Source organism: Methylobacterium ajmalii, assembly GCF_016613415.1.
Classification (GTDB): domain Bacteria; phylum Pseudomonadota; class Alphaproteobacteria; order Rhizobiales; family Beijerinckiaceae; genus Methylobacterium; species Methylobacterium ajmalii.
Genome location: NZ_JACWCT010000187.1, coordinates 1 through 26,205, shown reverse-complemented (window position 1 = coordinate 26,205; position 26,205 = coordinate 1). Strand labels below are relative to the sequence as shown.

The window sequence follows — 26,205 nt, the reverse complement described above, 5'->3', positions numbered from 1 at the left end:
CCGGCGAAAGGAAGGCCCGGCGCGCCGGCCGGCGCCCTCAGCGCTCGTGCCCGGCCGTCGCGGTGGTCTCGCGCACCGGCGAGAGCAGGTAGTCGATCACCCGGCGCCGCCCGGTGCGGATCTCCACCGTCGTGGTCATGCCGGGAGTGAGCGCCACCTCCTTGCCGTCGGCCTTGATGACCGTCCGAGAGAGCGCCACCGTCACCGGGAAGATCAGGTTCTGGGTCTTGGGCATGCCCGTCACGGGATTGAGGCCCTGGCCGCGCGCCACCGACAGGGCGTCGCTGCCGCCCCCCGCCTCGCGGTCGTCGACCGCGTCGCGCGACACCCGCACCACCCTGCCCTCGATCGAGCCGTAGCGGGTGAACGGGAAGGCGTCGATCTTCACCACCGCCTCCTGGTCGGGCAGGATGAAGCCGATATCCTTGTTCTGGACCTGGGCCTCGACCTCGATCGGCCCGTCGGTCGGCACCACCACCATCAGCGGCTGGCCGGCGGTGACCACCTGGCCGAGCGTCGTCACGGCGAGCTGCTGCACCGTGCCGGAGATCGGCGCCTTCAGCGCCGTGCGCTCGCGCTTGAGCGTCGCCTTCACCACGTCCTGCACCAGGGCGTCGCGCTTCTGCGCCGCCTCCGTCAGCGCCTGGTACTGGCGCGCCACCGTCTCGCTGGTGAGCTGGGTGATGCGTCGCTGCAGCGAGACGGCGCCGGCCTTGGCCTCGGTCAATTGCCCGCGGTCGTAGGCGAGGTCGGCCGCGACCTGCTCGACCTGCTGCACCGCGTCGATCACCGCCGCGCGGGTGCCGGCGGCCTTGGCCACCAGGGTCTCGCGCATGTCGGCGCGCTCCTTCAGCACCGCCTGGAGCCGCTGGCGGGCGGCGATGCTGGCGGTGAAGCGCTCCTGCGTCGCGACCTTCTCGGCGAGCTGCGCCTCGAATGCGTCCCGGGTGGTGACGTACTGGCCGATCTCGGCCAGCATCGCGCCCTCCTCGCGGGCCCGCACCGCCGGGGGCACCGCGGCCGGGAACTCGACCTTGGCGGTGGGCTGGTTCTTCTCCACCGCCTCGATCGTGGCGCGGCGCCGGGCGATCTGGGCCTCGAGCGCCGCGAGGTCGCCCTGGCGCGAGGACAGGTCGGCCTCGGCCTCGGTCGGTTCGAGGGTCAGCAGCACGTCGCCGGCCTGGACCCGGCTGCCGTTCTCGACCGCGATGGTCTGGACCTTGCCGGTGTCGAAGGGCTGCACGACCTTCGAGCGGCCGGAGGGCTGGATCCGGGCGGTCGCCACCGCGTGGATGTCGATCTGGGCGAAGATGCTCCAGACGAGCGCGGCCCCGAACATCAGGCACATCACCCAGGTGAACACCACCGCGTAGGGCGAGGGCGGGGTGTCGAGGATCTCGAGATGCGCCGGCAGGAATTCCTGGTCGGAGCGGTCGTCGGCGAGCCGCCGCACGCGGTCGGTCAGGCCGCGCGGGCTGAAGCGGGCCGGCGGCGGCGGGGCGCGGCGGGGCGCCGGCAGGGAGGGTTGCGGCTCGGAGGGTTGCGGCTTGGCGCTCACGCGGCCTCTCCTTGGGCTGAGCCGTGGTCGGATTGCAGGCGCCACAGTCGGCCGTAGAGCGAGGTCGGACGCTCGACCAGATCGCGGTGGGTGCCGTCCTCGACGATGCGCCCGTCCTGAAGCGCGATGATCCGGTCGCAGATCCTGACCGCCGCGAGCCGGTGGGCGATGATGATCACGGTGCGGCCGCGCACGATGTGCTTCATGTTCTCCTGGATGATCCGCTCGCTCTCGTAGTCGAGCGCCGAGGTCGCCTCGTCGAGGATCAGGATGCGCGGGTTGGTGGCGAGCGCGCGCGCGATGGCGAGCCGCTGGCGCTGCCCGCCCGAGAGGTTGGCGCCGCGCTCCTCGATCGGGGTGTCGTAGCCGAGCGGCAGCCGGTTGATGAACTCGTCGGCGCCGGCCAGCCGGGCCACCTGCATCACCTGCGCCCGCGACAGGCCGGGATTGGCGAGCGCGATGTTCTCGAACACCGTCTTGTTGAACAGCAGGTTCTCCTGGAGCACGACGCCGATCTGGCGCCGCAGCCAGGCCGGATCGACCTGGGCGATGTCGACCCCGTCGACCAGCACCTGGCCCTTCTCGGGCACGTAGAGGCGCTGCAGGAGCTTGGTGAAGGTCGACTTGCCCGAGCCCGACGGGCCGACGATGCCGATGACCTGGCCGGCCGGGATGTCGAGGCTGACGTCCCTCAGGACCTCCGGCGTGCCGGGCTGGTAGCGGAAGGTCACACCCCGCACCGTGACCTGGCCCTTGGCCGGCGGCAGGTGGGCCTGCGCCAGCGCCCGGGTCTCCGGCGGGCAGTTGAGCACGTCGCCGAGGCGCTCCAGCGACACCTTGACCTGCTGGAAGTCCTGCCAGAGCTGGCTGAGGCGCAGGATCGGCGCGGTGACCTGGCCCATGATCATGTTGAAGGCGATCAGGCTGCCGACGGTCAATTCGCCGTTCATCACCGCGTAGGCGCCGAAGAACAGCACGAGCGCGGTCGTGACCTTGGAGATGTACTGGATCGCGTTCTGGCCGATGCTGGCGACGAGGCCGGCAACGAACGAGGTCTTGACGTAGGCGGCGAGCCGCTCCTCCCACTGGCTCTTGAGGGTGGGTTCGACCGCGAGCGCCTTGACGGTGTGGATGCCGACCACCGACTCGATCAGGAACTGGCTCGACAGGGCCGAGCGGTTGAACTGCTCCAGGGTCTTCTCGCGCAGGACCGGCCGCAGCAGCACCGCCACCAGGATGTAGCAGGGGATCGACAAGGTGACGATCAGCGCGAGCAGCGGCGAGTAGACGTACAGGATCGCGAGGAACAGCAGCGTGAACGGCACGTCGATCGCCGAGGTGAGCGCCTGGCCGGTGAGGAAGTTGCGCACCGTCTCGAGCTCGCGCACCCGGGCGACGGTCTGGCCGGCGGGCCTCGTCTCAAAGTAGCCGAGGGGCAGGCGCATCAGGTGGTCGAACAGCCGCGCGCCGAGCTCGACGTCGATCCGGCTCGCGGTATGGGTGAGGATGTAGCCGCGCAGGTATTGCAGCACGACGTGGAACAGGCCGAGCGCCACGAGGCCGACGGCGACGAGCGTCAGGGTCGAGTAGCCGCGGTGGACCAGCACCTTGTCGATGGTGATCTGGAAGAAGATCGGGGTGATCAGCGCGCAGAGCTGGATGAACAGCGAGGCGACCAGCACCGTGGCGAGCGGCTTGCGGTAGCGCCAGACCGAGGGGACGAACCAGGTCAGGCCGAAATGGTGGAGCGCGGTCTGGAGGTTGGCGCGGCGCGCGATCAGCACGATGGTGCCGGTCCAGCGGGCCAGGAACAGTTCGGGCTCGACGTGGTCGGCGGTGCGGGCGACCGGATCGATGATCCGGAGCTTGCCGTCCTCGAGGCGCCGGCCGAGGACGACGAAGCGGCCGTCGTCGACCTCGAGAATGGCGGGGAGCGGGATGCCGTCGAGGCGCGCCGGCTTCTGGTCCTGGAGCAGGCGGCCCTTGAGGCCGAGGCGGCGGGCGCCGCGCACGACGTCGACGCCGCTCATCGGGGCCTGGCCGAGGCCGAGGTCGTGGCGGACCTGGGCCGGTTCGCACGGGACCTGGTGGAACGAGGCGACGAGGGCGAGTGCGCCGAGGCCCGAATCGGGCCGCGCCGCGGGCAGCTCCGCGGCTCCGGGTCCCGCGTGGCCGGGGCCGGCCTGTGCGGCCGCGTCTTGCACCATGTCCGTTGCCCCCGATTCTGCTGCGCAGCCTTGCCGGCTCGTGCCGCGCATCCATCTCGCGGACTCGCGGCGCTTGAGAGAATTCGACCGTTCGAGACCGGCTTGGTCGCGGCCGGCCCGGCGCTCCGCGGCGAACGCTCCGCACGGCGCGCGGGCCGCGACTGTTTCGCGTCGGCTGAATCCGGAAACCTCTTGGCCGGACGGCATGATGGTTTCATGACAGGGGACGCGCCGGGGCCACCCGCCGGTCGGCCTGCTTCGTGCATGGTGCTGCGCCGAACCGATCATGGGAGGCTCGATGCCGGCACCTCGTCCGCAGACGCATCGCGGGCCGCGCGAGCGCCCTCGCCCCAGGGGACTCCTCGCCCCAAGGGACTCCTCGCGCCAAGGGAATCCTCGCCCCGTGAGGCCCTCCAACTCATGAGCTCTCCCACCCCATGACCACCGTCATCCTGGGCGGAGCCGGCTTCGTCGGGCTGAACCTCGCCCACCACCTCCTCGCGGGCGGCGGCGACGTGCGGCTCCTCGACCGGGCCCCGCCTCCGCCGGCGCTCCTCGCGGCGCTCGCCGCGCCGCCCGGCCGCCTCGACCTCGTGCCCGGCGACGTGACCGATCCGGCCGCCCTGTCGGCGGCGATCCGCCCGGGCACCGACGCGGTGGCGATCGCCGCCGCGGTGACGGCCGACGCCGCCCGCGAGGCCGCCGATCCGGCATCCATCCTCGCCGTCAATCTCTCGGCGGTCGTCCCGATCCTGGAGGCCTGCCGCCGGGCCGGGGTGCGCCGGGTGGTGAACCTGTCCTCGGCGGCGGCCTACGGCGCGACGCGAGCCGAGCGCCTGTCCGAGGACCTGCCGGCGCGGCCCGAGAGCCTCTACGCCGTCACCAAGTTCGCCTCGGAGGCCGTGCTGGCGCGGCTCTGCGGGCATTGGGGACTCGACGGGGTGAGCGTGCGCCTGAGCGCGGTGTTCGGCCCGTTCGAGCGCGACACGTCGTTTCGCGATACCCTGAGCCCGCAGGCGCAGATCTGGGCGGCGGCGCGGGCCGGCACCCCGGCCCTGCTGCCGCGGCCGGGTCTGCGGGACTGGCTCTACGCCCCGGACGCCGCCGCCGCGGTGGCGCGGATCCTCCACGCGCCGCGCCTGGATTCCCGGCTCTACAACGTGTCGAGCCCCGTCGTCTGGCCGGTGCTGGCCTGGGGCGAGCGGCTGGCGCGGTCCCGGCTCGCACAGGCCGGCTTCGCCTGCCGCCTCGCCGCACCGGGCGAGGCCCCGACGATCACGCTGCACGGCGACACCGACCGGCCGCCGCTGGCGACCGACCGGCTGCGCGACGAGCTCGGCTGGGAGGCCGCCTATGGATGCGACGCCTCCGCCGACGCGTTCCTGGCCTGGCACGACGCGCGGGAGGATGTCCGATGAGGTTCGACGGCAAGGTCGCGGTGGTGACCGGCGGCGGCTCCGGGATCGGCGCCGCGACGGCGCGGCTCATCGCCGAGGCCGGCGCCCGGGTGGCGGTGATCGACCGGGACGATGCGGCCGCGCAGGCCGTGGCGGCGGAGATCGGCGGCCTCGCCCGGGCCTCGGATGTCGGCGATCCCGGGGCGGTCGCCGCCGACGCCGCGGCGATCGTCTCGGGCCTCGGCGGCATCGATGTCCTGGTGACGGCGGCGGGCTTTTCGGTGGGCGGCACCGTCGAGACCACCGCGCCCGCGGACTGGGACGCGGTGTTCCGCGCCCATGTCGGCGGCACCTGGCTGTGGGCCAAGGCAGCGGTGCCGGTGATGCGGGCCCGCGGCGGCGGCGCGATCGTCACGGTCGCCTCGCAGCTCGCGCTCGCCGGCGGGCGCGGCAACAGCGCCTACATCGCCGCCAAGGGCGCGGTGCTGAGCCTCACCCGCACCATGGCGCTCGACTTCGCCGCTGACGGCATCCGGGTCAACGCCGTGGTGCCGGGCGCGGTCGAGACGCCGCTCCTCGCCCGCAGCTTCGCCCGCGCCGCCGACCCGGCCGCCGCCCGCGCGGCCTCCGAGGCCCGCCACGCGATGAAGCGCCTCGGGCAGCCCGAGGAGGTCGCCCGCGCCGTCCTCTATCTCGCCAGCGATGCCGCCTCCTTCACCACCGGCGCCGCCCTGCCGGTCGAGGGCGGCTGGCTCTCCGCCTGAAGGTTTTGCATGTCCCTCGACGCTCTTCGGCTCCGCGTCCGCGACGAGATCGCCCGCACGGCCCATCCCCGCGCGCCCTGGCTCACCCCCCGCACCGGCCCGGACGGCCGACCCGCCCACGACGTGATCGTGGTCGGGGCCGGGCAATCCGGCCTCGCCATCGCGTTCGGGCTGATGCGGGCGCAGGTCACCAACATCCTGGTGCTCGACCGGGCACCGAAAGGCTTCGAGGGCCCCTGGCTCACCTACGCGCGGATGCGCACCCTGCGCAGCCCGAAGGACTTCACCGGACCCGATCTCGGCCTGCCGGCGCTCACCTATCAGTCCTGGCACGAGGCCCGCTACGGGCAGGCCGCCTGGGAGGCGTTGGACCTGATCCCCCGGGAGGACTGGGCCACGTATCTCGCCTTCGTGCGCGACGCCACCGGCGCGCCGGTCGAGAACGGCGTGACCGTCACCGGGATCGCGCCGGCCGGCGATCTCCTGGCAGTGACGGATTTGAGTGGCACGGTGCGCTACGCCCGCAAGGTGGTGCTCGCCACCGGCCAGGAGGGCGCCGGGCGCTGGGCCCTGCCCGACGCACTCCGCGACCTGCCGGCCGGCCGCGTCGCCCGCACCGACGACGCCATCGACTTCGCGCATCTCGCGGGCAAGCGCGTCGCGGTGATCGGCGCCGGTGCCTCGGCCTTCGACAACGCCGCCACGGCGCTGGAAGCCGGCGCCGCCGCGGTGACCGTGCTGTGCCGGCGGGCCGAGGCGCAGGTGGTGCAGCCCTATCGCTGGCTGACCTTCGCGGGCTTCCTGCGCCATCTCGGCGACCTCGACGACGCCTGGCGCTGGCGCTTCATGAGTGCGGTGATGGGCCTGCGCGAGGGCTTTCCGCAGGCGACCTGGGACCGCTGCGCCCGGCACCCGGCCTTTCGGTTTCTCCCCGGCGCCCCCATCCGCGCGGCGCGGATGGAGGGCGGCGCGGTCGTCCTCGACACGCCGCGGGGCGTGGTGACCGCCGATCTCGCGATCGCCGCCACCGGCATCGCCGTCGATTACGCGGCGCGGCCCGAATTGTTAGCGTTTGCCCACAACATCGCCACCTGGGGCGACCGCTACGCCCCGCCGCCGGAGGAACGCGACGAGCGCCTCGCCGCCTACCCGTATCTCGGCGACGACTACGCCTTCACCGAGCGCGAGCCCGGCCTGACGCCGTGGATCGGAAACATCCACCTGTTCGGCATCGCCTCCACGGTGAGCCACGGCCCCTCCGGCTCGTCGATCAACGCGATGACGACCGCGGTGCCGCGCCTCGTCTCTGGCCTGACCCGGGGATTGTTCACCGCCGATCTCGACCGCCACTGGACCGACTTCCAGGCGTACGACGTGCCCCAGGCGGTGCTGCGCTGAGCCTTCGTGTTAGCTCTTGCTCCCGGCTCGTCCCTGGTCTCGAATGGCGCTCGCTGGAACGGCCCTTGCAAGAAGGCCGACTGGATCGGGGATGCAGGGAAGGAACCGGCGTGACGAAGACCAGCATGCGGACGGGCAGCCTCGCGGCGGCCCTGCTCACGGCCCTCGTCGTGGCGGGGCCGGCGAGAGCCCAGAGCCGGGCCGAGACCCTGCGCTACGTCACGGGGGCCGCGGTCAACACCCTCGACCCGACCATGCCGGGCACCACCCGCGAGGCCTTCGCGATCAGCCTCTCGACCTACGACCGCCTCGTCACCTTCGGCCGCAAGAAGCTCGGCGACAACTGGGTGTTCGACCTCGATTCGGTGCGCGGCGAGCTGGCCGAGCGCTACGAGGTCAGCGCCGACGGCCTCACCCTCACCTTCTACCTGCGCAAGGACGCCAAGTTCCAGGACGGCACCCCGGTCACGGCCGACGACGTGAAATGGTCGCTCGACCGCGCCGTCTCGGCGAAGTCGCTGGCTGCGCCGCAGCTCCTCACCGGCTCGCTGACGAGCCCCGACCAGTTCACGGTGGTCGATCCCCACACCTTCAAGGTGACGCTGCCGAAGCCCGACCGGCTGGCGCTCCCGAACCTCGCCACCGTCTACGCCATCGTGATCAACTCCAAGGTCGCGAAGTCGCACGCGACGCCGGAGGACCCGTGGGCGCAAGGATGGCTCAAGGACCACGCCGTCGGCAGCGGCGCCTACGGCGTCGACGTGTTCAAGCCCGGCGAGCAGGTGGTGCTGAAGCGCAACGCCGACTGGACCGGCGCCGCGCCGGACAAGCCGGCCGGCTTCAAGCGCATCATCGCCCAGACCATTCCCGATCCGGCGACCCGCGCCAACCTCGTCGAGAAGGGCGACGCCGACATCGTCATCGACCTCCAGGCCAACGACGCGCTGGCGCTGAAGGAGCGGGGCAAGCTGAAGGTGATCGCCACGCCGCAATTCAACGCGGTGACGCTGATCTCCTTCAACACGAAGCTGCCGCCCTTCGACAAGGTCGAGGTGCGCCAGGCGCTCGCCTACGCCCTGCCCTACGATTCGATGTTCAAGGCCGCCCTGTTCGGCCGCGGCAAGCCGCTCTTCGGTGCGACCTGGGGCGAGGGCGATCCGGCCCCCGTCTTCCCCGTCGCCCAGCCGGTGACCCTCGATCTGCCCAAGGCCAAGGCGCTGCTGGCGAAAGCCGGGCTGCCGGACGGGTTCTCGACCACCTTCAGCTTCAATGTCGGCCAGGCCGCCACCGCCGAGCCGATGGCCGCGCTGATCCGCGAATCGCTCGAAAAGATCGGCGTCAAGGTCGAGATCCAGAAGCTGCCCGACGCGCAGATGTCGACGCAGGTGAGCGAAAAGAAGCTGCCGTTCTTCACGGAAGGCATCGTCGCCTGGCTGCCCTCGCCGGATTACTTCTACCGCAACTTTTACACCGGCAACCAGCGCTGGAACTACAGCTCGATCGACGATCCCGAGATCAACGAGCTCGCCGCCAAGGCGCGGTTCGAGCGCGACCCGGCGAAGTACGACGACGAGGCCCGGGCCCTGAACAAGCGCCACCTCGCCCTGATGCCGCAGATCCCGATCTGGCAACCGAACCAGGACGCCGTGATGGCCCAATCCGTCGAGGGCTACACCTACCAGTTCCACCGCCAGGTCGATTACCGCGACCTGTCGAGGAAGTAGGATGGCCTCCGCCTCCGGCATCGCCCGGCGCACCGGGCGGCGCTTCCTGTCCTCGCTGCCGGCACTTCTCGGCGTCCTGGTCTTCACCTTCCTGCTGATGCGGGTTTTGCCCGGCGACCCGGCGGTGTTCTTCGCCTCCGGGCCCAATGCCGGCAAGGCGGAGATCGAGGAGATCCGCCGCCAGATGGGCCTCGACAAGCCGGTGCCCGAGCAGCTGGTGCGCTATCTCGGCGACGTGGCGCGCGGCCAGCTCGGCCGCTCGATGACGACCGGCCAGCCCGTGCTGGCGGATCTGCGCCAGCGCCTGCCGGCCTCGCTCGAACTGACGGTCTCGGCGCTCGTCATCGCGCTCGCGCTGGCGATCCCGCTCGGGATCGCGGCGGCGCTCCGGCCCGGCTCGGCGGTGGATCACGCCGTGCGCTTCCTCTGCGCGCTCGGTGTCTGCGTCCCGACCTTCGTGTCGGGGCTGCTGCTGATCTACGTCTTCTACTACCTGCTCGGCGTGGCGCCGGACCCGACCGGCCGCGTCGACGTGTTCGCGGCGAGCCCACCGGACATCACCGGCTTCCTGCTGATCGACTTCCCGCTCGTCGGCGACTGGGAGGGCTTTCGCGCCGCGGCCGGGCAACTGGTGCTGCCGGCGCTCACCATGGCGTTGTTCGTGCTGGCGCCGCTCGCCCGCATCACCCGGGCGGCGATGCTGAGCGTGCTCGGCAGCGACTTCATCCGCACCGCCCGGTCGCTCGGCCTGCCGCGGCGGCGGGTGATCGTGACCTATGCGCTGCGCAACGCGATCCTGCCGGTGCTCACCATCGCGGGCATCGTCTTCTCGACCATGCTCGGGGCCAACGTGCTGGTGGAGAAAGTGTTTTCCTGGCCCGGGGTCGCCTCCTACGCGCTCGATGCGCTGCTCGCCTCCGATTACGCCCCGGTCCAGGGCTTCGTGCTCTTGATGGCGAGCCTGTTCGTCGTCGTGAACCTCACGGTCGACGTGCTCTACGGCCTCGCCGACCCGCGCGTCTCCATCGAGTGATCGGATGCGAGGAACCCGATGAACGCCGTCTCCCCGACCCTCGCGCCCCCGCCCAGCACCCTGCGGCACGCTGCCTACGTGCTGCGCGAGAATCCGCTGACCGCCGTCGCCGCTGCCGGCGCGTCGCTGCTCTGCCTCGTCGCCGTCTTCAGCCCCTGGCTCACCCCCTACGATCCCGTCGCCTCCGACGTCTCGGTGGCGCTCCAGCCGCCGAGCGCCGCGCACTGGGCCGGCACCGACCAGCTCGGCCGCGACGTGCTGAGCCGCATCGTCGCGGCGACCCGGCTCGACCTCGCCATCGCGCTCTCGGCGGTGGGGCTCTCCTTCGCGCTCGGCGCGGTGATCGGGGGGGTCAGCGGCTATGCCGGCGGCCGGCTCGACCGGGTGGTCGGGCGCCTCGTCGACGTGCTGATGGCCTTCCCGCTCTTCGTCCTGGCGATGGCGCTCGTCGCGGCCCTCGGCAACCGGGTCGAGAACATCGTCATCGCGACCGCGATCATCAACCTGCCGTTCTACATCCGCTTCGCCCGGGCCGAGGTGAACGTGCGGCGCGATGCCGGCTACGTCGAGGCGGCGCGGGCCGGGGGCGAGGGCCACCTCGCGGTGGTCCTGCGCTTCCTCCTGCCGAACGTGCTCCCGGCCATGGCGGTGCAGATCTCGCTCAACCTCGGCTGGGCGATCCTCAACGCGGCCGGCCTGTCCTTCATCGGGCTGGGCGTGCGCCCGCCGACGCCGGAATGGGGGATCCTCGTTGCCGAGGGCGCGCGCTTCATCACCACCGGCAAGTGGTGGCTCGTCGCCTTCCCGGGCCTCGCCCTGATGCTGGCGGTGCTCTGCTTCAACCTGCTCGGCGACGGCCTGCGCGACATCCTCGATCCCCGGATGCGGACCTGATGCAGCCTCCCCTTCTCTCGATCGAGGACCTGCGGGTCACCTTCGCGACCCGGCGCGGCCCGGTCGAGGCCCTGCGCGGCGTCTCGCTTTCGGTGGCGCCGGGCGAGAGCCTCGGCCTCGTCGGCGAATCGGGCTCGGGCAAGTCCGTCACCGCCTTCGCGGCGGCGCGCCTCCTCGACCGGGCCGGTCGCATCACCGGCGGCAGCGTGCGCTTCCGCGGCCAGGACGTGACCCGGCTCGCGGCGGCGGATCTCCGGGCGGCGCACGGCCAGGCGATCGGGATGATCTTCCAGAATCCGCGGGCGGCGCTGAACCCGATCCGTCCGATCGGCCGCCAGCTCGCCGACGTGCTGATGGCGGGCGGGCTGTCGAAGGTCCAGGCGAAGGAGCGAGCGTTGGAGAGCCTGGAGGCGGTGCGCATCCGCGACGCCGCGCGCCGCCTCGATGCCTATCCGCACGAACTCTCCGGCGGCATGTGCCAGCGGGTGATGATCGCGCTGGCGCTCGCCTGCCGGCCGGCGCTTCTCATCGCCGACGAGCCGACCACCGGCCTCGACGTGACGACCCAGAAGACCGTGATGGATCTCGTCGCCCGGCTCACCGCCGAGCGCGGCATGGCGATGATCCTCATCACCCACGATCTCGGCCTCGCCGCGCAGTATTGCGGCCGCATCGCCGTGATGGAGCAGGGCCGCCTCGTCGAGGAGGGCGAGCCGGGAGCTCTGTTCGCCAAGCCCCGCCACCCCTACACCAAGCGCCTCGTCGCCGCCTCGCCGACCCCGACCTCGACGCTCTCCGACCTCGTGCCGGAGAGTCCTCGCTCCCCGGCCCGGCCGCGCCCGGCCCCCGCCCCCGGCACCCCGCCGCTCCTCGCGGTGGAGGGACTCGGAAAGATGTTCGGCGGCGCCATGGCGGTGGAGGACGTGTCCTTCTCGCTCCGCGAGGGCGAGAGCCTCGGTCTCGTCGGCGAATCGGGTTCGGGCAAGAGCACCACGTCGCGGATGATCTGCCGGCTCCTCGATGCCAGCGCCGGAAAGATCCTGTTCGACGGCGAGTCGATCGGCACGATTCCGGCCCGCGATTTCCACCGCTCGCCCCATCGGCGCGCGATCCAGATCGTGTTCCAGGATCCGACCGACAGCCTCAACCCGCGCTTCTCGGCCTTCGACTGCATCGCCCATCCGCTCAAGCGCCTGACGCCCCTGCGGGGCGAACCCTTGCGCCTCCGGGTGATCGAGAGCGCCGAGCGGGCGGGCCTCCCGTCGGCTCTCCTCGACCGCTTCCCGCACCAGCTCTCGGGCGGCCAGAAGGCCCGCATCGGCATCGCCCGGGCGATCGCCGTGAAGCCGCGCCTCCTCGTCCTCGACGAGCCGACGGCGGCCCTCGACGTCTCGGTCCAGGCCGGGGTACTCCGCCTCCTCGACGACCTGCGCCGGGAGGACGGGCTCGCCGTCCTGTTCGTGAGCCACGACCTCAACGTGGTGCGGATGATGTGCGAGCGCACCCTGGTGCTCCAGGGCGGGCGGGTGGTCGAGGAGGGCGTCAGCCGCGACCTCTTCCGCACTCCGCGCACCGCCTACACGCGGGAGCTGCTGGCCGCGATCCCGCATTTCCGGCCGGGGCAGCCGCGGGGGCTCGCGGCGGAGCCGGCCGCGTGAGGCGTCCGCACTCAGGGGACTTATCTCCCATCCGGCACCTCGTCCTGAAGTATCAGTCCATCAGAGATGGACTGACCTCGAAGGAGGCCTCCAGTTGTCTCGGCGATCCCTGGAGCCCTCCATCGAGGCCCACTTCGTGGGCACCTCAGGATGAGGCCGTGGGCAGGATGCCCCCGCACTCAAACATCGTCTGACAGATACTCGTAGGACATTTTACCATGCGCGTGATCCGCACCGCCGCCGCCCAGCTCGGGCCCATTCAGAAGGCCGAGGGCCGCGACAGCGTCGTCGCCCGGATGATCGCCCTGATGGACGAGGCCAAAAGCCAGGACGCCGACCTGATCGTCTATCCGGAACTGGCGCTCACGACCTTCTTCCCGCGCTGGTACCACGCGGACCGGGCCGAGGCCGACCCCTGGTTCGAGCGCGAGATGCCGGGCCCGGCCACCGCGCCGCTCTTCGCCCGGGCGCGCCAGCACGGCATGGCGATGTCGTTCGGCTATGCCGAGCTGACGCCGGAGGGCCGGCACTTCAACACCTCGATCCTGGTCGACCGCGACGGCGCCATCGTCGGCAAGTATCGCAAGGTCCATCTGCCCGGCCACGACGAGTTCGACCCCGAGCGCACCCACCAGCACCTGGAGAAGCGCTACTTCGAGCCGGGCGACCTCGGCTTCCCGGTCTGGCGGATGCTCGGCGGCATCCTCGGCATGTGCATCTGCAACGACCGGCGCTGGCCCGAGACCTACCGGGTGATGGGGCTGCAGGGCGTCGAGATGGTGGTGCTCGGCTTCAACACCCCCTCGGTCAACAGCCAGCGCAACGCCGAGGGCATCGAGGAGCGGCTGTTCCACCACCGCCTCTCGGTCCAGGCCGGCGCCTACCAGAACGCCACCTGGGTGGTGGCGGTGGCCAAGGCCGGATCGGAAGACGGTCATCACCTCACCGGCGGTACCCTGATCGTCGACCCGAACGGGAAGATCGTGGCCGAGCTCCCCGGCGAGGCCGACGGCGTGATCGTCGCCGCCTGCGACCTCGACGAGACCCGGTTCGGCAAGGAGACGATCTTCGACTTCGCCCGCCACCGCCGACCCGAACATTACGGCCGCATCACCGCCCAGACCGGCGTGGTGCTGCCCGAGTGAAGCCCGGCGGCGCGACCTCAGGCGAGCGCCACGATGCCGATCGCCATCGCGACCGCGGCCTGCGTCGGGTCGATGACCGGGATGCCGAGCTCCCGCTCCAGGCCGCGGCGGTGCACCGCCATGCCGGCGCAGCCCATCACGATGACCCCGGCCCCGTCCCGGTCGCGCAGGTCGCGGCCGACGGCGATCATCCGGGCGAGCGTGTCCGGGCCGCTCGCGGTCTCGGCCACCGTCATCTCGAGCGCCCGCTCGCCGGCCAGCCGCTCGCTCACGCCCATCTGGCGCAGGGCCCGCAGGTGGCGCGGGATCGAGCGGCTCGCCACCGCGATCACGCCGAACCGGTCGGCCCGGGCGAGCGCGGTCAGGATCCCGCATTCGGCGATGCCGAGGACCGGCCGGTCGGTCGCCTCGCGGCAGACGTGCAGGCCGGGATCGGAGTAGCAGGCGATGACGTAAGCGTCCGCCGCCTCGCGCCGCACGAGGTCGCGCAGGGGCAAGGCCACCTGCTCGACATCGGCCTGCGACTGGATGCCGAACGGCCCCTCGGCCAGCGTCCGGCAGTCGATGGCGAGGCCCGGCCGCGCGAGGGGCGCCAGCGCGTGATCGAGGCCGCGGGTGACGGCGTCGTTCGAGTTCGGGTTGATGACGAGGATGCGCCGGTCTGTCGTCATGGTGGTCCTCTGATGTGTCAGACCTTCAGCCTAGCAAGTTTCGGACGAGGAGCGTTTGTATGAGTGAGCCCGCCTTCGACACCGTGATCCGCGGCGGCACCGTCGCCACCGCGAGCGACGTCTTCTCCGCCGATCTCGGCATCCTGGACGGCCGGATCGCGGCGATCGGCCTCGACCTCGCCCCGGGACGGCGGGAGATCGACGCGCGGGGCAAGCTCGTCCTGCCGGGCGGAATCGACAGCCACGCCCATATCGAGCAGCTCTCGGCCTCCGGGCTGATGAACGCCGACACCTGGGAGAGCGCGACCCGCTCGGCGGCGCTCGGCGGCACCACCAGCGTCGTCGCCTTCGCGGCCCAGCATGTCGGGATGGATCTGGCGAAGGTCGTCGAGGACTACACCGCGCTGGCCGCGCGCGGCGCGGTGATCGACTACGCCTTCCACCTTATCGTGGCCGACGCGACCGAGAAGGCCCTGAGCCGGGACATCCCGGCGCTGGCGAAGGAGGGCCACCTCTCGCTCAAGGCGTTCATGACCTACGACCGCCTGCGGCTCGCGGACGAGGCCCTGCTCGACCTGATGGCGGCGGCCAAGGCGGTGGGCGCGCTCGTCTGCGTCCACGCCGAGAATTACGGGCTCATCGCCTTCGCGAGCCGGCAATTGCTGAAGGAGGGCAAGACGGCGCCGAAATACCATGCCGCCAGCCATCCGCGGCTGTCGGAATCGGAAGCGTTCGAGCGGGTGGTGCGGTTCTCGCAGTATCTCGACCAGCCGGTGATGATCTTCCACGTCTCGACCGAGGAAGGCGCCGCGATCCTGCGTCGGGCCCGCGGCGAGGGCGCCAAGGTCTATGCCGAGACCTGCCCGCAATACCTCTTCCTCACCGAATCCGACCTCGACCGGCCGGGGCTGGAGGGGGCGAAGTGGATGTGCTCGCCGCCGCTGCGCGAGGCCCGCGACCAGGAGGCCCTGTGGCGCGCCCTCGATCTCGGCGACCTCCAGACCGTCTCCTCCGACCACGCCCCCTACCGCTACGACGAGACCGGCAAGCTCAAGGCGGGTCCGGGCGCGACCTTCAAGGAGATCGCCAACGGGATGCCGGGCCTGCAGATGCGCCTGCCACTGCTCTTCGACGCCATGGTGTCGGGCGGGCGGCTCGGGCTGAAGAAGTTCGTCGAGATCACCGCGACGGCACCGGCCGGGATCTACGGCCTCTCGAACAAGGGCTCGGTGGCGGTGGGGATGGATGCCGACCTCTGCCTGTGGGACCCTGACAAGCGCGTCACCCTCTCGGACGACATGGTGGAGGACCGCACCGGCTTCACGCCCTATGCCGGGCGCAACCTGAAAGGCTGGCCCGAGACGGTGCTCCGCCGCGGCCGGGTGATCGCCGAGGGCGGCACGGTGACGGCGGAGGCGGGCAGCGGCGCGCCGATCCGGCGGCACTGAGGCTGACGCGGGCGCTCGTCCTCGCCGCGACAGCGGCAGCGAAGCCACGGTGACCGGAGATCGGCCGCGGATCGCCCGATTCCGCGGCGATCCGTGGCGTGTGGCGGGAGAGTCGCCCTAGGTTGGAGACTCGATCGAGGAGTCATCCCGCTGTCAACGGCCAAGTCGACGACTGCCCCGGTATCCACCGCTTCGACGGTGCGCCGCAGCTGGTTCTGGACCGCGCTCCAGGCCACCGAGCGCCTGCGCGCCCGGGCCTGGCTCGGCGACCTCGTCGCGCTCGGCGCGACCGCGGCGGCGCTCGGCCTGCGGCTGGCGGTGGACGACGTGCTGCCGCCGGGCTTTCCCTACCTGACCTTCTTCCCGGCGGTGATCCTCACCACGTTCTTCTGCGGCCTGCGGGCCGGCATCACCTGCGCCACCTTGAGCGGGCTGTCGGCCTGGTACTTCTTCCTGCCGCCGAGCACGGGGTTCATCCTCTCGGCGCAGTCGGGGCTGGCGCTCGCCTTCTACGTCTTCATCGTCGCCGTCGATATCGGGCTGATCCACATCATGCACACGGCGAGCGTGCGGCTGCGGCACGAGCGCGCCGTGACGGCCGGGCTCTACGAGCAGCAGCGCACCATGTTCCAGGAGCTGCAGCACCGGGTGGCGAACAACATGCAGTTCGTCGCGGCGCTCCTCACCCTTCAGAAGCGCCGGGTCGGCAACGACCCGCAGGCGGCGCTCGCCGCCCTCGACGAGGCGCGCATCCGCCTCGAGACGATCTCGCGCATCCACCGGCGGCTCTACGACCCGAGCCGCATCTCCCTGCCGGTCGGCCAGTACCTGCAGGAGCTCTGCGGCGACCTCCTCGACGCGACGGGGGCCCGCAACATCGTCTGCCTGGTCGACGTGCCGCCGGTGCGCTTCGACCTGACGCGGCTCACCACCCTGTCGCTGCTCGTGGTCGAGGTGGTGACCAACGCCCTGAAGCACGCCTTTCCCGAGGGTGCCCGCGGCTCCATCACGATCCGGATCGAGGCGACGGCGCCGGACCGGATGGCGCTCACCATCGCGGATGACGGGCGCGGCATTCCGGCCGGGTTCGACCCGGAGGCGAGCCGGAGCCTCGGCTTGCGCATCGCGCAAGGGCTCGCGGCCCAGCTCGACGGCACCCTCACCTATGCGGGCGGCCCCGGCACGGTGGTGCGGCTCGATTTCGCCGCCGAGGCCCCGGGCGCCTGAGCGCAGGGGCCGCCCATCCGTCAGGACAGGCGCAGCAGCAGCGCCAGGGCGGAGACGATCAGCACCGCGAAGGTCGCCAGGATGCCGCCGCCGCGGCAGGCATACTGGCGCGGCGAGTTCGCCGGCGCGGTCATGCCGAACGGGTGCAGCACCCGGCCGACCAGCAGCACCGCGAGCAGGCCGTGGACCAGGCCCCGGCTGCCGCCATGGGCCTCCAGCAGCCCGACGACGATCAGGATCAGCGGCACGTACTCGGCGAAGTTGGCCTGGGAGCGGGCGCGGTGCAGCAGCACGGCATCGCCGCCGTCGCCGTGCAGCACGTTGGCGGAGAGTCGCCGCGCCATCACCCAGATCGACAGCCCGGCGAAGAGCAGGGCCAGGACCGCTGCGTAGCCGGCGGTCAGGGACGGAAAAACCATGGTGGTCTCCTCAAGCGCGAGTCGGCGCATGGATGGGGCAACCGTTGTGCTCCGCCCGGAATCCGGCCGAGCTCGGATAGACGGCGCGGCGCGCCCGCATCACCGAGCCGAGCGGCCGATGCGCCGCCAGGCCGTGCCAAGGGCTGAAGGCGAGGCCGTCGTCGAGGCGCCGGACCTTCTCGTCGCTCCACGATTCCTGCGGCGCGATCGTGATCCGCGCCACCGGGACGTAGGGGCTCGCCTCCTCCGGCCAGGGCTTCGAGGCATCCTCGACCGGCATCGTCTCGCGGTCGGTCAGCAGCTGGGCCCGCAGCTCCCACACGCCCTCGTGGGCGCGGAAGAACTCCGAGACCGCCTCGCGCAGGCCGTTCGGCTTGCCGTTGACATTCAGCGACGCCCCCGTGAGGGCGGTCAGCGCCGGCGCGACCGGAGCGACCGCCACCTTGGCGACGTGATCGCCCCAGCGCAGGGCCGCCTGGCTGTAGAAGGTCTCGCCGAGGATATGGGTCTCGGGATGGCCGCCGAGGCTGATCAGCGTCGCGCTCTTGCCCCCCACCGCCTCGAGCGCCCCTTCGAGCCCGCGAAGCGCGGCGGAAAACACCTTCTTGAACACCTGCGGCGTATCGGTGGTGGCGGCCAGGAGCTTCAGGCTCTTCAGGAACGCCTTGGCGTCAGGCGCCGTGAAGGCGGGAGCGTTCGCCAGCACGAAGTCCTGGGTCTCGCCCTCGGCCTCGGGGAGCCGTTCGCCGGAGACCCCGATCACCTTCACGGCAAGGCCCCGCGGGGTCGAGACGCTGTCGTCGAGGATGTCGCCCGGGTTGGTCGAGAGCCGCATGACGACGTCGTAGGAGCCGGGCGTCGCGAACAGCCCCTGCGCCAGCGCCGGGGGAAGACCCGGCAGCACGGTCAGCCGACCGGTCAGGAGGCCGTGGCTCTTGGCGTGGACGCCGCGCACCGCGTGGCCGTAATCCTCCAGCGTGGTCTCCTGGATCTTCCGGAAGACCCGGATCATCTCAGCCTGCACCTCTTCTTCGTCGGGCTGGACGACCTCGAGGGATGGATCGAAGCGAATCGGCGACTGCATCGTGGCGGGTCTCGCTGAAGGTCGAGGACGCCGGAAGCGTCGCTGCGTCAGCAGAAACGGTTACCTGCAGCCGGTGTTCCGGCTCTCGATGCGGCAGTCATCGCCCGGGCGGGTTACCAGTCCACCCCCGCGACCAAGGAAACGATTTTTGCCGCTCCGGGTCCAGGGCCGGCCCCGGGAGCACATCGTTCTTTACAACAGGCGTTCGGCGGCAAATTTCTTCTCCGTGCCGCGCGGAGTTTGGGAAGCGCGTTCATTGACGCCCATCCCCGGCACGGCTTGAATGCACCGCACAGGACCACCCGGGGCCGCGCGGCGTCGCGCCCGGCCGGAACACCACTACGAGGAGCACTCCCCATGCCCGCCGTGAAGGCCCGTACCCTGGTCGACCGCGGCCGCATCCTCGCCTGGAACACCCTGACGATCGCGGTTTTCGTCGCCCTCACCGCCTACGTGGCGCGGATCGACGCGATCCTGCGGTAGCGCGCCGCGCTCACTCCTCCCTCTCCCGCACCAGACCGAGCGACTCCTCCAGCGCCCCGAGCAGCCGGTCGAAATCCCGTCTCTGCGCCTCGCTGAGCCCGGACAGGAGCTTGGCCTCGCGCGCGAGCAGGATCGGCACCAGCTCGGCATAGGTCTGGCGCCCCTGCGGCGTGAGCTCCAGCATCATCTCGCGCCGGTCGTCGCCGCTCTCCCGCCGGGCGACCAGGCCGAGTTCGATCAGGTGCCCGACGGCCCGGCTGATCCGCGATTTGTGGGTGCGGGTGCACCGCACGACGTAGGCCGCGCTGCGCGGCTCCGCGTGCTGCCCCAGCGTCGCCAGCACCCGCCATTCCGGGATGTCGATCCCGAACCGCGCGTAGTCGGCGGCCAGCGCGTTGCTGAACTCGCTGGCGAGCCGGTTGAGCCGGAACGGCGAGAAGGCGAGCAGGTTCAGGCGGTCCATCGGCTTCGCGTTCGCCTCCACGGCGCTTGAGCGGGTTCGCACCCTATATGAAGTTGCGAGCGCAACATATTATCCGGCGTCCGGCCGCTCATCCCCACGATCGCTCCGGTCCGGCACGCCGCCCCGGACCTCTCGCCGATTCGGACAGGCGACCCGCGAACGGCACGTCGGCCGGTGCAATGACCTCCTGGCGGGCCCGCCACAAGGCCATCACCATCGGCCAGGGCGAGAACCGTCCTTCCTGCGCCTTGTCGGTCAGGTCGCGCAGGTAGGCTCCCGGCGCCGCGATGGCGGTCCCGCGCTGGAGGATCGCCGCGACGACGATTGCCGCCGTCTCTTCGCCCATGACGCCCACCGCCCCGGTCCAGACCGTCGGTCCGATGCCGAGGCTCGCCCGCGCCAGCAACGCCGCGCCGAGAAAGTCGCGCCAATGTCCGATCCCGTGCCGGGCGTAAGCCCCGACATCCGGGCAGGCCTCGAGGACGAGCCTCAACGGCAGCACCCGCGTCGGCGGCACCACGGTGTCGGGTCCGGTCTCCCCGGGATCCGTCTCCTGTCCCCGCAAACCCCGTTCAAGATTCTGGAAAGACTCAGGTTTTGAACTCTGATGGTGGCAGCCGATCTGGGACTCACTGGCGCCCGTTTTTCCGAATTCCAGCGATTCCGCCAGGCACTTATTCACTTCCGCCCGCAAATCCCGCAACCCGCAGGCGATCTCGGCCAGAGCCGCGTTGCCGGCCGAGCGCGGCGGCATCGCGCCTTCTCCCGCGAGATGAGCCTCGACCGCGTCCCAGGCGCCTGCCAGCCCCTCCGCGCGGGCGAAGGCGACGATCTTCGTGATGTCGCGGCGCAGGAGCGAGATCTCCTCGCGCAGGAGCGCCCGTGCCTTGGCGGCCGCCCGCACCTCGCCGGCCAGCGCCTCGAACTCGGCGGCCCTCGCGACGAGCGGCGCGAGGTCGAAGCCGAACGCCTGCTCGATCCGGCCACCCTCGCCGCGCCTCGCGTAGCGCTTGCCGTTGGGGCTGTCGCGGCGGATCACCAGGCCGGCCTCGACGAGCTGCGTCAGCGCCCGCCGAAGCGTCGTCGGCGACGGGCCATGGGCGCGCACCGACAATTCACGGTTGGAGGGAAACACCACCAGGTCGGCGCCCGGGGTCAGGGCGGTCTCGGGGTGGAAGCTCAGGAGCGCCGACAGGACGGCGAGCGCCCGGTCTCCGATACCGAGGCGGGCCTTCGCTTCGGTCAGGTTGCGGAAGGTCCGCCATTTGTGGCTGGCGGCCTCGTCCGGGCACGCTTTCGCCGCCGCCTGCGCCGCCATCATGGCGAGCGACAACGGCCGCCGCCCGAAGGGCGTCGTCGGTTGGGTCTGGGACATGGCTGTGCCTGTCGTCAGGCAACAGAAAAGGGTTCGCCGAATCGGCGCCACGCTTGACAGAATGTGCCGGATTTGATTCTCTCAGGCTGCCAGGCACTAAGAGAAGGGCTTCCGGGGCGTCGCTTCGGGGGCCTTTTTCTTTTGCCGGATCGATCCTTTCTGGGTTTGCGTGAGTGGAACCGCCTGGGGCGGGGTTAAACCGGGCTGGGTGGCCTGATTCTCACCTGAGCGAGATCTTGACCGAGATCTTGCCCAAGATCTTGGCGGACGAGGGAGCCCGGCTCACGCCGCCCTCCCCCAGGCCCTGACGATCTCGCCGGCAATCTCGGCATTGACCGCATCCAGCGCCTCGACCGCCCGGTCGTAGGCTTGGCGCGTCGCGCCCTCGCGGCCGGCCTCGTAGAGGGTCCGACCCGAGGCGCCGGCCTGCGCGATCGCGCAGGCGAGCGGCACCGCATGGGTCATCACCTGTTCGCCGAAGAGCGCCCGCAACAGCCCGACGATCTGGGTCTGCGGCCCGTCATTCGGCTCGTAGCGGGTGACGAGGTAGCGCAGGAAGTCGTGACGCAGGTCGCCCCCGGCCTCGCGCACGGCGCCGAGCAGGTCGGCGGTCATCCGCAGCGAGCCGGACATGCCGGCGAGGTCGAGCATCTGCGGCTGCACGGTCACCAGGATGCCGGTCGCCGCGCAGAGCGCCCCGAGGGTGAGGACCCCGAGCTGCGGCGCGCAATCGACCACCACGACGTCGTAGCGGCCGGAGACCCCCGCCAGGGCCTCGGCGACGCGGCCGACCGCGCCCTCCGGCATCGCCGCCGAGAGCGGGCCCCCATGCTCGCAGGCCATCAGCTCGAGATGGCCGGGCACGAGGTCGATGCCGGGAAAATGGGTCGGGCGCACGATCTCGCCGAGCGGGCGCTCGCCGCCGTCGCGCCGCACCGCCCCGTAGAGGGTCTGGCTCACGCCGACGTCGAGCTCCGGCCGGCAGCCGAACAGGCCCGACAGCGCCGCCTGCGGGTCGAGGTCGACCGCGAGCACCCGGTAGCCCTGCAGCGCCAGGTACTGCGCCAGGTGCGCCGCCACCGTGGTCTTGCCCGAGCGGCCCTTGACGTTCGTCACCGCCAGGACCTGCAGGTGCTCGCCGGTCCGGCGGTGGCGCAGGTAGCCCGGCCGCGTCCGCGCCAGGTGCCGGCGCACGTCGTTGATCTGCGCCAGGGTGAATTGCCGCCGGCCCGCCGGGCCCTTCTCGGGCTCCAGCCCCTCGTCCGACAGGATCAGCTGGCGCAGGTAGGCGTCGGTGATGCCGATGAGGCGCGCCGCCTCGCCGGTGGGAAAGCGCCGCAATTCGCGCCGCGCCGCCGGAGGGCCGAGGCGCTCGCGCACCTCGCCGATCTGGCGCGACAGCGCGTCGGCATGGGCCGCGATCACGGCATCGAACGACGCGGCGGAGGATGACCTCCGCCCGGCGATTCGACTTTCGACAGCCTTCGACATCTACGCTTTCCAGCCTCATCCGAGCTTGTGAGCGTAGTTTGGCCGGCTCGGTGGACGGGGAGTCAAGCGTTAAGCCCCGGGCCCTCCGATTCAGGAGTCGACAACCTTTTCTCCACAGGAGTCAGGCGCTTCGCGTCGATCGCGCTGGGACCGACGGGCCGAATCGTGCGTTGGAGCCGAATCGCGATCGTGCCGCCGCCGCCGGATCAGCGCGCGGCGCGCAGCCGGTCGAGCAGTCCGGAATCGGCGTAGCCGTCGGGCACGAGCCCGGCCTCGGCCTGCCAGGCGCGGATCGCCGCCCGGCTGAGCGGGCCGATCCGCCCGTCCACTCCGCCGGCCGGATGGCCCTTCGCCTCCAGGAGCGCCTGGATCTCCCGCCGCTCGTCGCGGGCGAGCGGCCGGTCGTCCCGGGGCCAGGGCCGCACGAAGCCCGGCTCGCCCCGCAGCCGGTCTGAGAGATGCGCCACCGCCAGCGCGTACGAGAAGGCGGCGTTGTAGCCGAGCAGCGCCGAAAAGTTCGGGCGCAGCAGGAAGGCCGGGCCCTTCGCGCCGGCCGGCAGGACGAGGCGCGCGGTATCGCCGTCCGCGCCGATCGGCCGGCCGGCCGGCGCGAGCCCGAGGGTGCGCCACTCGGCCAGCGTCCGCATCGTCGTCTCGTCGGCGAGGCGATAGTCGAACCCCGAGGGCAGCAGCACCTCGCCGCCCCAGCCCTCCCCGGGCCGCCACCCCAAGGTCCGCAGGTACTGCCCCGTCGAGGCGAGCGCGTCCGGCGCCGAGGTCCAGATGTCGGCCCGGCCGTCGCCGTCGAAATCGACGGCGTGGCGCAGGTACGTCGTCGGCATGAACTGGGTGTGGCCCATGGCGCCGGCCCAGGAGCCGGTCAGGCGGTCCGGGCTGGTGCGGCCGAGATCGAGGATCCGCAGGGCCGCCACCAGCTCCTCGGTCCAGGTGCCGACCCGCGGCCCCCCGGCGCAGGTGAGGGTGGCGAGCGAGCGAACCACCGGCCGGACCTTGCGGGGATCAGTGAGCACGCTGCCGTAGCCCGATTCGATGCCCCAGATCGCCACCAGCACGTGCCGGTCGACGCCGGTCGATGCCTCGACCGCCGGCAGGCGCGCCTCCGAGACGAGCTTCGCCCGGCCGTCGGTCACCGCCTCCTCGCTCACCGCGGCGTCGAGATAGGCCCAGACCGGCTTCTCGAACTCCGCCTGGCGTCCCGTCGCCGCGACGACGTCCGGATCGGCGGTGAGCCCGGAGAGCTGCGCCTCCGCCAGGGTCGGCGTCACTCCCTGCTCCCGCGCCTTGGCGACGAGGCCGGCCAGGCACTCGGCCATCGCGGGCGGCGCCTCGGGTGCCGGCTGCGCCAGGGCGGCCGGGCCGGCGATCAGCCCCAGGAGCACCAACCTCATCCGCATCGAAGACCCTCCCGGTCGGTGATCCCGAGAGAATAAGGCGTCCGGCCGCTCCGCGTCAGGGTTCGGGCAAGGCAAAGACCGTCAATTGCCCGCCCGCGGCGGTGTACTGGGACAAGGCGGCGTAGCCGCCGACCGCCCCCGAGCCCTCGGCCGGGTCGGTCAGCCCGGCGGCAAGCCCGATTCCGGCCCAGCCGCCGATGCCGGAGAGCACCGCCACGTATTGCCGGCCGTCATGCATGTAGGTGGTGACGTTGCCGACGATCCCCGAGGGCGTCTTGAAGCGGTAGAGTTCTCGTCCCGTCACGGCGTCGACCGCCTTCAGGTAGCCTTCGAGGGTCCCGTAGAACACCACCCCGCCGGCCGTGGCGAGCGCCCCCGACCAGACCGAGAACGGCTCGGGGATCGACCACTTGATGCGGCCCAAGAGATTGTCCCAGGCGATGAACGCGCCGGTCCGGTCGGTGCCCGGCGGCGGATGCAGCGTCAGCGTCGCCCCGACATAGGGCTGTCCCGGCGTGTAGGTGACGTGGAACGGCTCGTAATCCATGCACATGTGGTTGGTCGGCACGTAGAACAGGCCGGTCGCCGGCGAGTAGGCGGCGGGCTGCTGGTTCTTGGCGCCGAGCGCGCCCGGGCAGATGCCCGTGACGGTCTCGTCCTCGCCTGTCGTGCCCGGGGCGTAGCGCTCGTCCACCACCGGGCGGCCATAGGCCGGCGAGGCGGGGTCGAGCTCGATGCGCTTGGCCCAGTTCACGCTCGGATCGAACTTTTGGGCCACCAGCAGCGCGCCGGTCGCCCGGTCGAGGGTGTAGCCGAAGCCGTTGCGGTCGAAATGGGTGAGGAGCCGGCGCCTCTGCCCCTCGACCTCCTGGTCGGTCAGGATCATCTCGTTGACGCCGTCGTAGTCCCACTGGTCGTGCGGCGTCATCTGGTAGACCCAGCGCGCCACGCCGGTGGTCGCGTCGCGGGCGACGATCGCCATCGCCCAGCGGTTGTCGCCCGGCCGCTGCGCCGGGTTCCAGGTCGAGGGGTTGCCGGTGCCGTAATAGACGAGGTCGAGGCCGGGATCGTACGAGAACCAGCCCCAGGCGCAGCCGCCGCCGGTCTTCCACTGCTCGCCCTCCCAGCTCTTCAACGACGAATCGGGGCCGACCGGGCGCCCGAGCTCCGTCGTCTTCGCGGGATCGACCAGCATCTCGGCATCCGGCCCGGTGGCGTAGGCGCGCCAGAGCCGCCGCCCCGTCGCCTGGTCGTAGGCGGTGACGTGGCAGCGCGCGCCGTACTCGCCGCCCGACAGACCGACGATCACGGCGTCCCGCACCGGCATCACCGCCGCGGTGTTGGTCTCGCCCCGGGCCGGATCGCCGTTCTTGACCGACCACAGCACCCGCCCGGTCTCGGCCTCGAGCGCCACGACGGTGGTGTCGGCGAGCTGCAGGAACACCCGCCCGTCCTTATAGGCGAGGCCGCGATGGACCGTGTCGCAGCACATCACCGCGACCACCGCCGAATCCTGCCGCGGCGCGTAGCGCCACAGGATCCTGCCGTCCTGGTTCAGGTCGAGGGCCGTCACCGTGTTGGGGAACGGCGTGTGCACATACATGATGTGGCCGACGACGAGCGGCGCGCCCTCGTGCCCGCGCAGCACGCCCGTCGAGTAGGTCCAGGCCACCTTCAGCCGTCCGACATTGTCCGGTGTGATCCGGTCGAGGCGCGAGTAGCGCGTGTTGGCGTAATCGACGGTCGGCAGCGCCACCCGGACCCCCTCTCCGGCGAAAGCCGGGCCGAGGCCGAGCAGCAGGGTCGCCAGCGTCATCGATCTCATGCCCATCCTCCTCGCCCGGCCGCTCCGGGGCGCGAGGACCGTCATAGGCCTTGCCCGCCCGCCGGGCCACGCGCCGCGAGACCCCCGCCGACGCGGCCGCCGACCGACGCTTGACGCTCCACGCGCCCGTCCCATCTCCGATCGGGACACACCTTTGCCAGTCCATGAGGGTGCCGGCGGGCGGCGATGCCCGCTCGCCCGGATCCCGACGTGTTGACAGTCGAGCCGGCTACCCTTAGACAGCCGCTCACCGACGGGGCGCCGACGAACTGGCCGCCCTGCCGAACCTCCCCCGAGACGAGCGAGCAAGGGCCAGGGCAACCCGGCGCTGCTTTTCGTTTCCGGTAAGGTCGAGATCCAGCTTCGACCGGATCGGCTCTTTGACAAGTTCATCTGAGAAAGAGAAGCGTGGACGGCGTCGTCCCTGCGGGTCGGTTCCTTGGGAACCGGTCGTGAGTAGGATGATGCTGGTCTGACGTTTCGGTGCTCACACGATCAGGTGGAAACGCCGATCGGTCGTGAGCCT

The 26,205-nt window shown here is 71.5% G+C and carries 21 protein-coding genes; 11 read left to right on the top strand and 10 right to left on the bottom strand.

Features of this window, described 5'->3' with window-relative positions:
* Positions 1-37 precede the first annotated feature (37 nt).
* Both HPY23_RS32265 and HPY23_RS32260 read right to left on the bottom strand, forming a co-directional pair.
* Complete coding sequence (locus HPY23_RS32265; protein WP_091889972.1) at positions 38-1,558, bottom strand: HlyD family type I secretion periplasmic adaptor subunit; 1,521 nt, start codon at positions 1,556-1,558, stop codon at positions 38-40.
* Positions 1,555-3,765 carry a type I secretion system permease/ATPase gene (locus tag HPY23_RS32260; protein ID WP_091889969.1) on the bottom strand — a complete coding sequence of 737 codons (2,211 nt, stop codon included), beginning with the start codon at positions 3,763-3,765 and terminating at the stop codon, positions 1,555-1,557. The genes HPY23_RS32265 and HPY23_RS32260 overlap by 4 nt, the downstream gene beginning before the upstream one ends.
* Before the next feature lie 437 nt (positions 3,766-4,202).
* On the opposite strand from HPY23_RS32260, the gene HPY23_RS32255 reads away from it, so the two are divergent.
* The 8 genes from HPY23_RS32255 (at position 4,203) to HPY23_RS32220 (ending at position 13,778) form a co-directional block, all read left to right on the top strand.
* Positions 4,203-5,183 (top strand): NAD-dependent epimerase/dehydratase family protein, encoded by a 981-nt coding sequence (locus tag HPY23_RS32255; RefSeq protein WP_091889966.1) that lies wholly within the window; start codon positions 4,203-4,205, stop codon positions 5,181-5,183.
* The gene (locus HPY23_RS32250; RefSeq protein WP_091889963.1) at positions 5,180-5,926 is read left to right on the top strand and encodes an SDR family oxidoreductase; all 747 of its coding nucleotides are present in this window, start codon (positions 5,180-5,182) and stop codon (positions 5,924-5,926) included. The genes HPY23_RS32255 and HPY23_RS32250 overlap by 4 nt, the downstream gene beginning before the upstream one ends.
* Before the next feature lie 9 nt (positions 5,927-5,935).
* Entirely contained in the window at positions 5,936-7,324 is a 1,389-nt protein-coding gene (locus tag HPY23_RS32245; RefSeq protein WP_091889960.1) for an NAD(P)-binding domain-containing protein, read from the top strand.
* 125 nt (positions 7,325-7,449) lie between these two features.
* Positions 7,450-9,048: an ABC transporter substrate-binding protein gene (locus tag HPY23_RS32240; RefSeq protein ID WP_091889957.1), complete on the top strand. Its 1,599-nt coding sequence runs from the start codon at positions 7,450-7,452 to the stop codon at positions 9,046-9,048.
* Position 9,049: 1 nt separating this feature from the next.
* Positions 9,050-10,081: an ABC transporter permease gene (locus tag HPY23_RS32235; protein ID WP_060846055.1), complete on the top strand. Its 1,032-nt coding sequence runs from the start codon at positions 9,050-9,052 to the stop codon at positions 10,079-10,081.
* A gap of 18 nt (positions 10,082-10,099) precedes the next feature.
* Positions 10,100-10,975 carry an ABC transporter permease gene (locus HPY23_RS32230; protein WP_060846056.1) on the top strand — a complete coding sequence of 292 codons (876 nt, stop codon included), beginning with the start codon at positions 10,100-10,102 and terminating at the stop codon, positions 10,973-10,975.
* Positions 10,975-12,633, top strand: a complete 1,659-nt coding sequence (gene nikE, locus HPY23_RS32225) for a nickel ABC transporter ATP-binding protein NikE (protein ID WP_091889954.1) — start codon at positions 10,975-10,977, stop codon at positions 12,631-12,633. The genes HPY23_RS32230 and nikE overlap by 1 nt, the downstream gene beginning before the upstream one ends.
* A gap of 218 nt (positions 12,634-12,851) precedes the next feature.
* Entirely contained in the window at positions 12,852-13,778 is a 927-nt protein-coding gene (locus HPY23_RS32220) for an N-carbamoyl-D-amino-acid hydrolase (RefSeq protein WP_091889951.1), read from the top strand.
* Positions 13,779-13,795: 17 nt separating this feature from the next.
* Here HPY23_RS32220 and HPY23_RS32215 read toward each other — a convergent pair whose 3' ends face one another.
* Positions 13,796-14,449 (bottom strand): aspartate/glutamate racemase family protein, encoded by a 654-nt coding sequence (locus tag HPY23_RS32215; protein ID WP_091889948.1) that lies wholly within the window; start codon positions 14,447-14,449, stop codon positions 13,796-13,798.
* Positions 14,450-14,508: 59 nt separating this feature from the next.
* Between HPY23_RS32215 and hydA the strand changes: the two genes are divergently transcribed.
* On the top strand, positions 14,509-15,897 hold the full coding sequence (gene hydA / locus HPY23_RS32210; RefSeq protein ID WP_091889945.1) for a dihydropyrimidinase: 1,389 nt from the start codon (positions 14,509-14,511) through the stop codon (positions 15,895-15,897).
* 198 nt (positions 15,898-16,095) lie between these two features.
* Positions 16,096-17,124, top strand: coding sequence for a sensor histidine kinase (locus HPY23_RS32205; protein WP_060846061.1), 1,029 nt, complete (start codon positions 16,096-16,098; stop codon positions 17,122-17,124).
* Positions 17,125-17,144: 20 nt separating this feature from the next.
* Here the strand turns inward: HPY23_RS32205 and HPY23_RS32200 are convergent, their stop codons facing one another.
* Positions 17,145-17,543 (bottom strand): MAPEG family protein, encoded by a 399-nt coding sequence (locus HPY23_RS32200; protein ID WP_060846062.1) that lies wholly within the window; start codon positions 17,541-17,543, stop codon positions 17,145-17,147.
* Between the two features lie 10 nt (positions 17,544-17,553).
* Complete coding sequence (locus tag HPY23_RS32195; protein ID WP_200602159.1) at positions 17,554-18,627, bottom strand: catalase family protein; 1,074 nt, start codon at positions 18,625-18,627, stop codon at positions 17,554-17,556.
* A gap of 357 nt (positions 18,628-18,984) precedes the next feature.
* Between HPY23_RS32195 and HPY23_RS33745 the strand changes: the two genes are divergently transcribed.
* Positions 18,985-19,110, top strand: coding sequence for a hypothetical protein (locus HPY23_RS33745; RefSeq protein WP_268926729.1), 126 nt, complete (start codon positions 18,985-18,987; stop codon positions 19,108-19,110).
* Between the two features lie 10 nt (positions 19,111-19,120).
* Here the strand turns inward: HPY23_RS33745 and HPY23_RS32190 are convergent, their stop codons facing one another.
* The 5 genes from HPY23_RS32190 to HPY23_RS32170 form a co-directional block, all read right to left on the bottom strand.
* Positions 19,121-19,573: a MarR family winged helix-turn-helix transcriptional regulator gene (locus HPY23_RS32190; protein WP_082742733.1), complete on the bottom strand. Its 453-nt coding sequence runs from the start codon at positions 19,571-19,573 to the stop codon at positions 19,121-19,123.
* Between the two features lie 88 nt (positions 19,574-19,661).
* Positions 19,662-20,948 (bottom strand): plasmid replication protein RepC, encoded by a 1,287-nt coding sequence (gene repC / locus HPY23_RS32185; RefSeq protein ID WP_091889940.1) that lies wholly within the window; start codon positions 20,946-20,948, stop codon positions 19,662-19,664.
* A gap of 282 nt (positions 20,949-21,230) precedes the next feature.
* Positions 21,231-22,439: a plasmid partitioning protein RepA gene (gene repA / locus HPY23_RS32180; protein WP_091889937.1), complete on the bottom strand. Its 1,209-nt coding sequence runs from the start codon at positions 22,437-22,439 to the stop codon at positions 21,231-21,233.
* Between the two features lie 206 nt (positions 22,440-22,645).
* Positions 22,646-23,854, bottom strand: coding sequence for a lytic murein transglycosylase (locus HPY23_RS32175; RefSeq protein WP_091889934.1), 1,209 nt, complete (start codon positions 23,852-23,854; stop codon positions 22,646-22,648).
* A gap of 55 nt (positions 23,855-23,909) precedes the next feature.
* Complete coding sequence (locus tag HPY23_RS32170; RefSeq protein WP_091889931.1) at positions 23,910-25,679, bottom strand: methanol/ethanol family PQQ-dependent dehydrogenase; 1,770 nt, start codon at positions 25,677-25,679, stop codon at positions 23,910-23,912.
* Positions 25,680-26,205: the final 526 nt, after the last annotated feature.

Bases quoted from the DNA above. Each gene is read 5' to 3' on its own strand.
- HPY23_RS32235 (WP_060846055.1), top strand. From the start codon at position 9,050: ATGGCCTCCGCCTCCGGCATCGCCCGGCGCACCGGGCGGCGCTTCCTG.
- HPY23_RS32175 (WP_091889934.1), bottom strand. From the start codon at position 23,854: ATGCGGATGAGGTTGGTGCTCCTGGGGCTGATCGCCGGCCCGGCCGCC.
- HPY23_RS33745 (WP_268926729.1), top strand. From the start codon at position 18,985: ATGCCCGCCGTGAAGGCCCGTACCCTGGTCGACCGCGGCCGCATCCTC.
- HPY23_RS32245 (WP_091889960.1), top strand. From the start codon at position 5,936: ATGTCCCTCGACGCTCTTCGGCTCCGCGTCCGCGACGAGATCGCCCGC.
- HPY23_RS32195 (WP_200602159.1), bottom strand. From the start codon at position 18,627: ATGCAGTCGCCGATTCGCTTCGATCCATCCCTCGAGGTCGTCCAGCCC.
- HPY23_RS32215 (WP_091889948.1), bottom strand. From the start codon at position 14,449: ATGACGACAGACCGGCGCATCCTCGTCATCAACCCGAACTCGAACGAC.
- HPY23_RS32230 (WP_060846056.1), top strand. From the start codon at position 10,100: ATGAACGCCGTCTCCCCGACCCTCGCGCCCCCGCCCAGCACCCTGCGG.
- HPY23_RS32255 (WP_091889966.1), top strand. From the start codon at position 4,203: ATGACCACCGTCATCCTGGGCGGAGCCGGCTTCGTCGGGCTGAACCTC.
- nikE (WP_091889954.1), top strand. From the start codon at position 10,975: ATGCAGCCTCCCCTTCTCTCGATCGAGGACCTGCGGGTCACCTTCGCG.
- HPY23_RS32250 (WP_091889963.1), top strand. From the start codon at position 5,180: ATGAGGTTCGACGGCAAGGTCGCGGTGGTGACCGGCGGCGGCTCCGGG.
- HPY23_RS32170 (WP_091889931.1), bottom strand. From the start codon at position 25,679: ATGAGATCGATGACGCTGGCGACCCTGCTGCTCGGCCTCGGCCCGGCT.
- hydA (WP_091889945.1), top strand. From the start codon at position 14,509: ATGAGTGAGCCCGCCTTCGACACCGTGATCCGCGGCGGCACCGTCGCC.
- HPY23_RS32190 (WP_082742733.1), bottom strand. From the start codon at position 19,573: ATGGACCGCCTGAACCTGCTCGCCTTCTCGCCGTTCCGGCTCAACCGG.
- repC (WP_091889940.1), bottom strand. From the start codon at position 20,948: ATGTCCCAGACCCAACCGACGACGCCCTTCGGGCGGCGGCCGTTGTCG.
- HPY23_RS32200 (WP_060846062.1), bottom strand. From the start codon at position 17,543: ATGGTTTTTCCGTCCCTGACCGCCGGCTACGCAGCGGTCCTGGCCCTG.
- HPY23_RS32220 (WP_091889951.1), top strand. From the start codon at position 12,852: ATGCGCGTGATCCGCACCGCCGCCGCCCAGCTCGGGCCCATTCAGAAG.
- repA (WP_091889937.1), bottom strand. From the start codon at position 22,439: ATGTCGAAGGCTGTCGAAAGTCGAATCGCCGGGCGGAGGTCATCCTCC.
- HPY23_RS32260 (WP_091889969.1), bottom strand. From the start codon at position 3,765: ATGGTGCAAGACGCGGCCGCACAGGCCGGCCCCGGCCACGCGGGACCC.
- HPY23_RS32240 (WP_091889957.1), top strand. From the start codon at position 7,450: ATGCGGACGGGCAGCCTCGCGGCGGCCCTGCTCACGGCCCTCGTCGTG.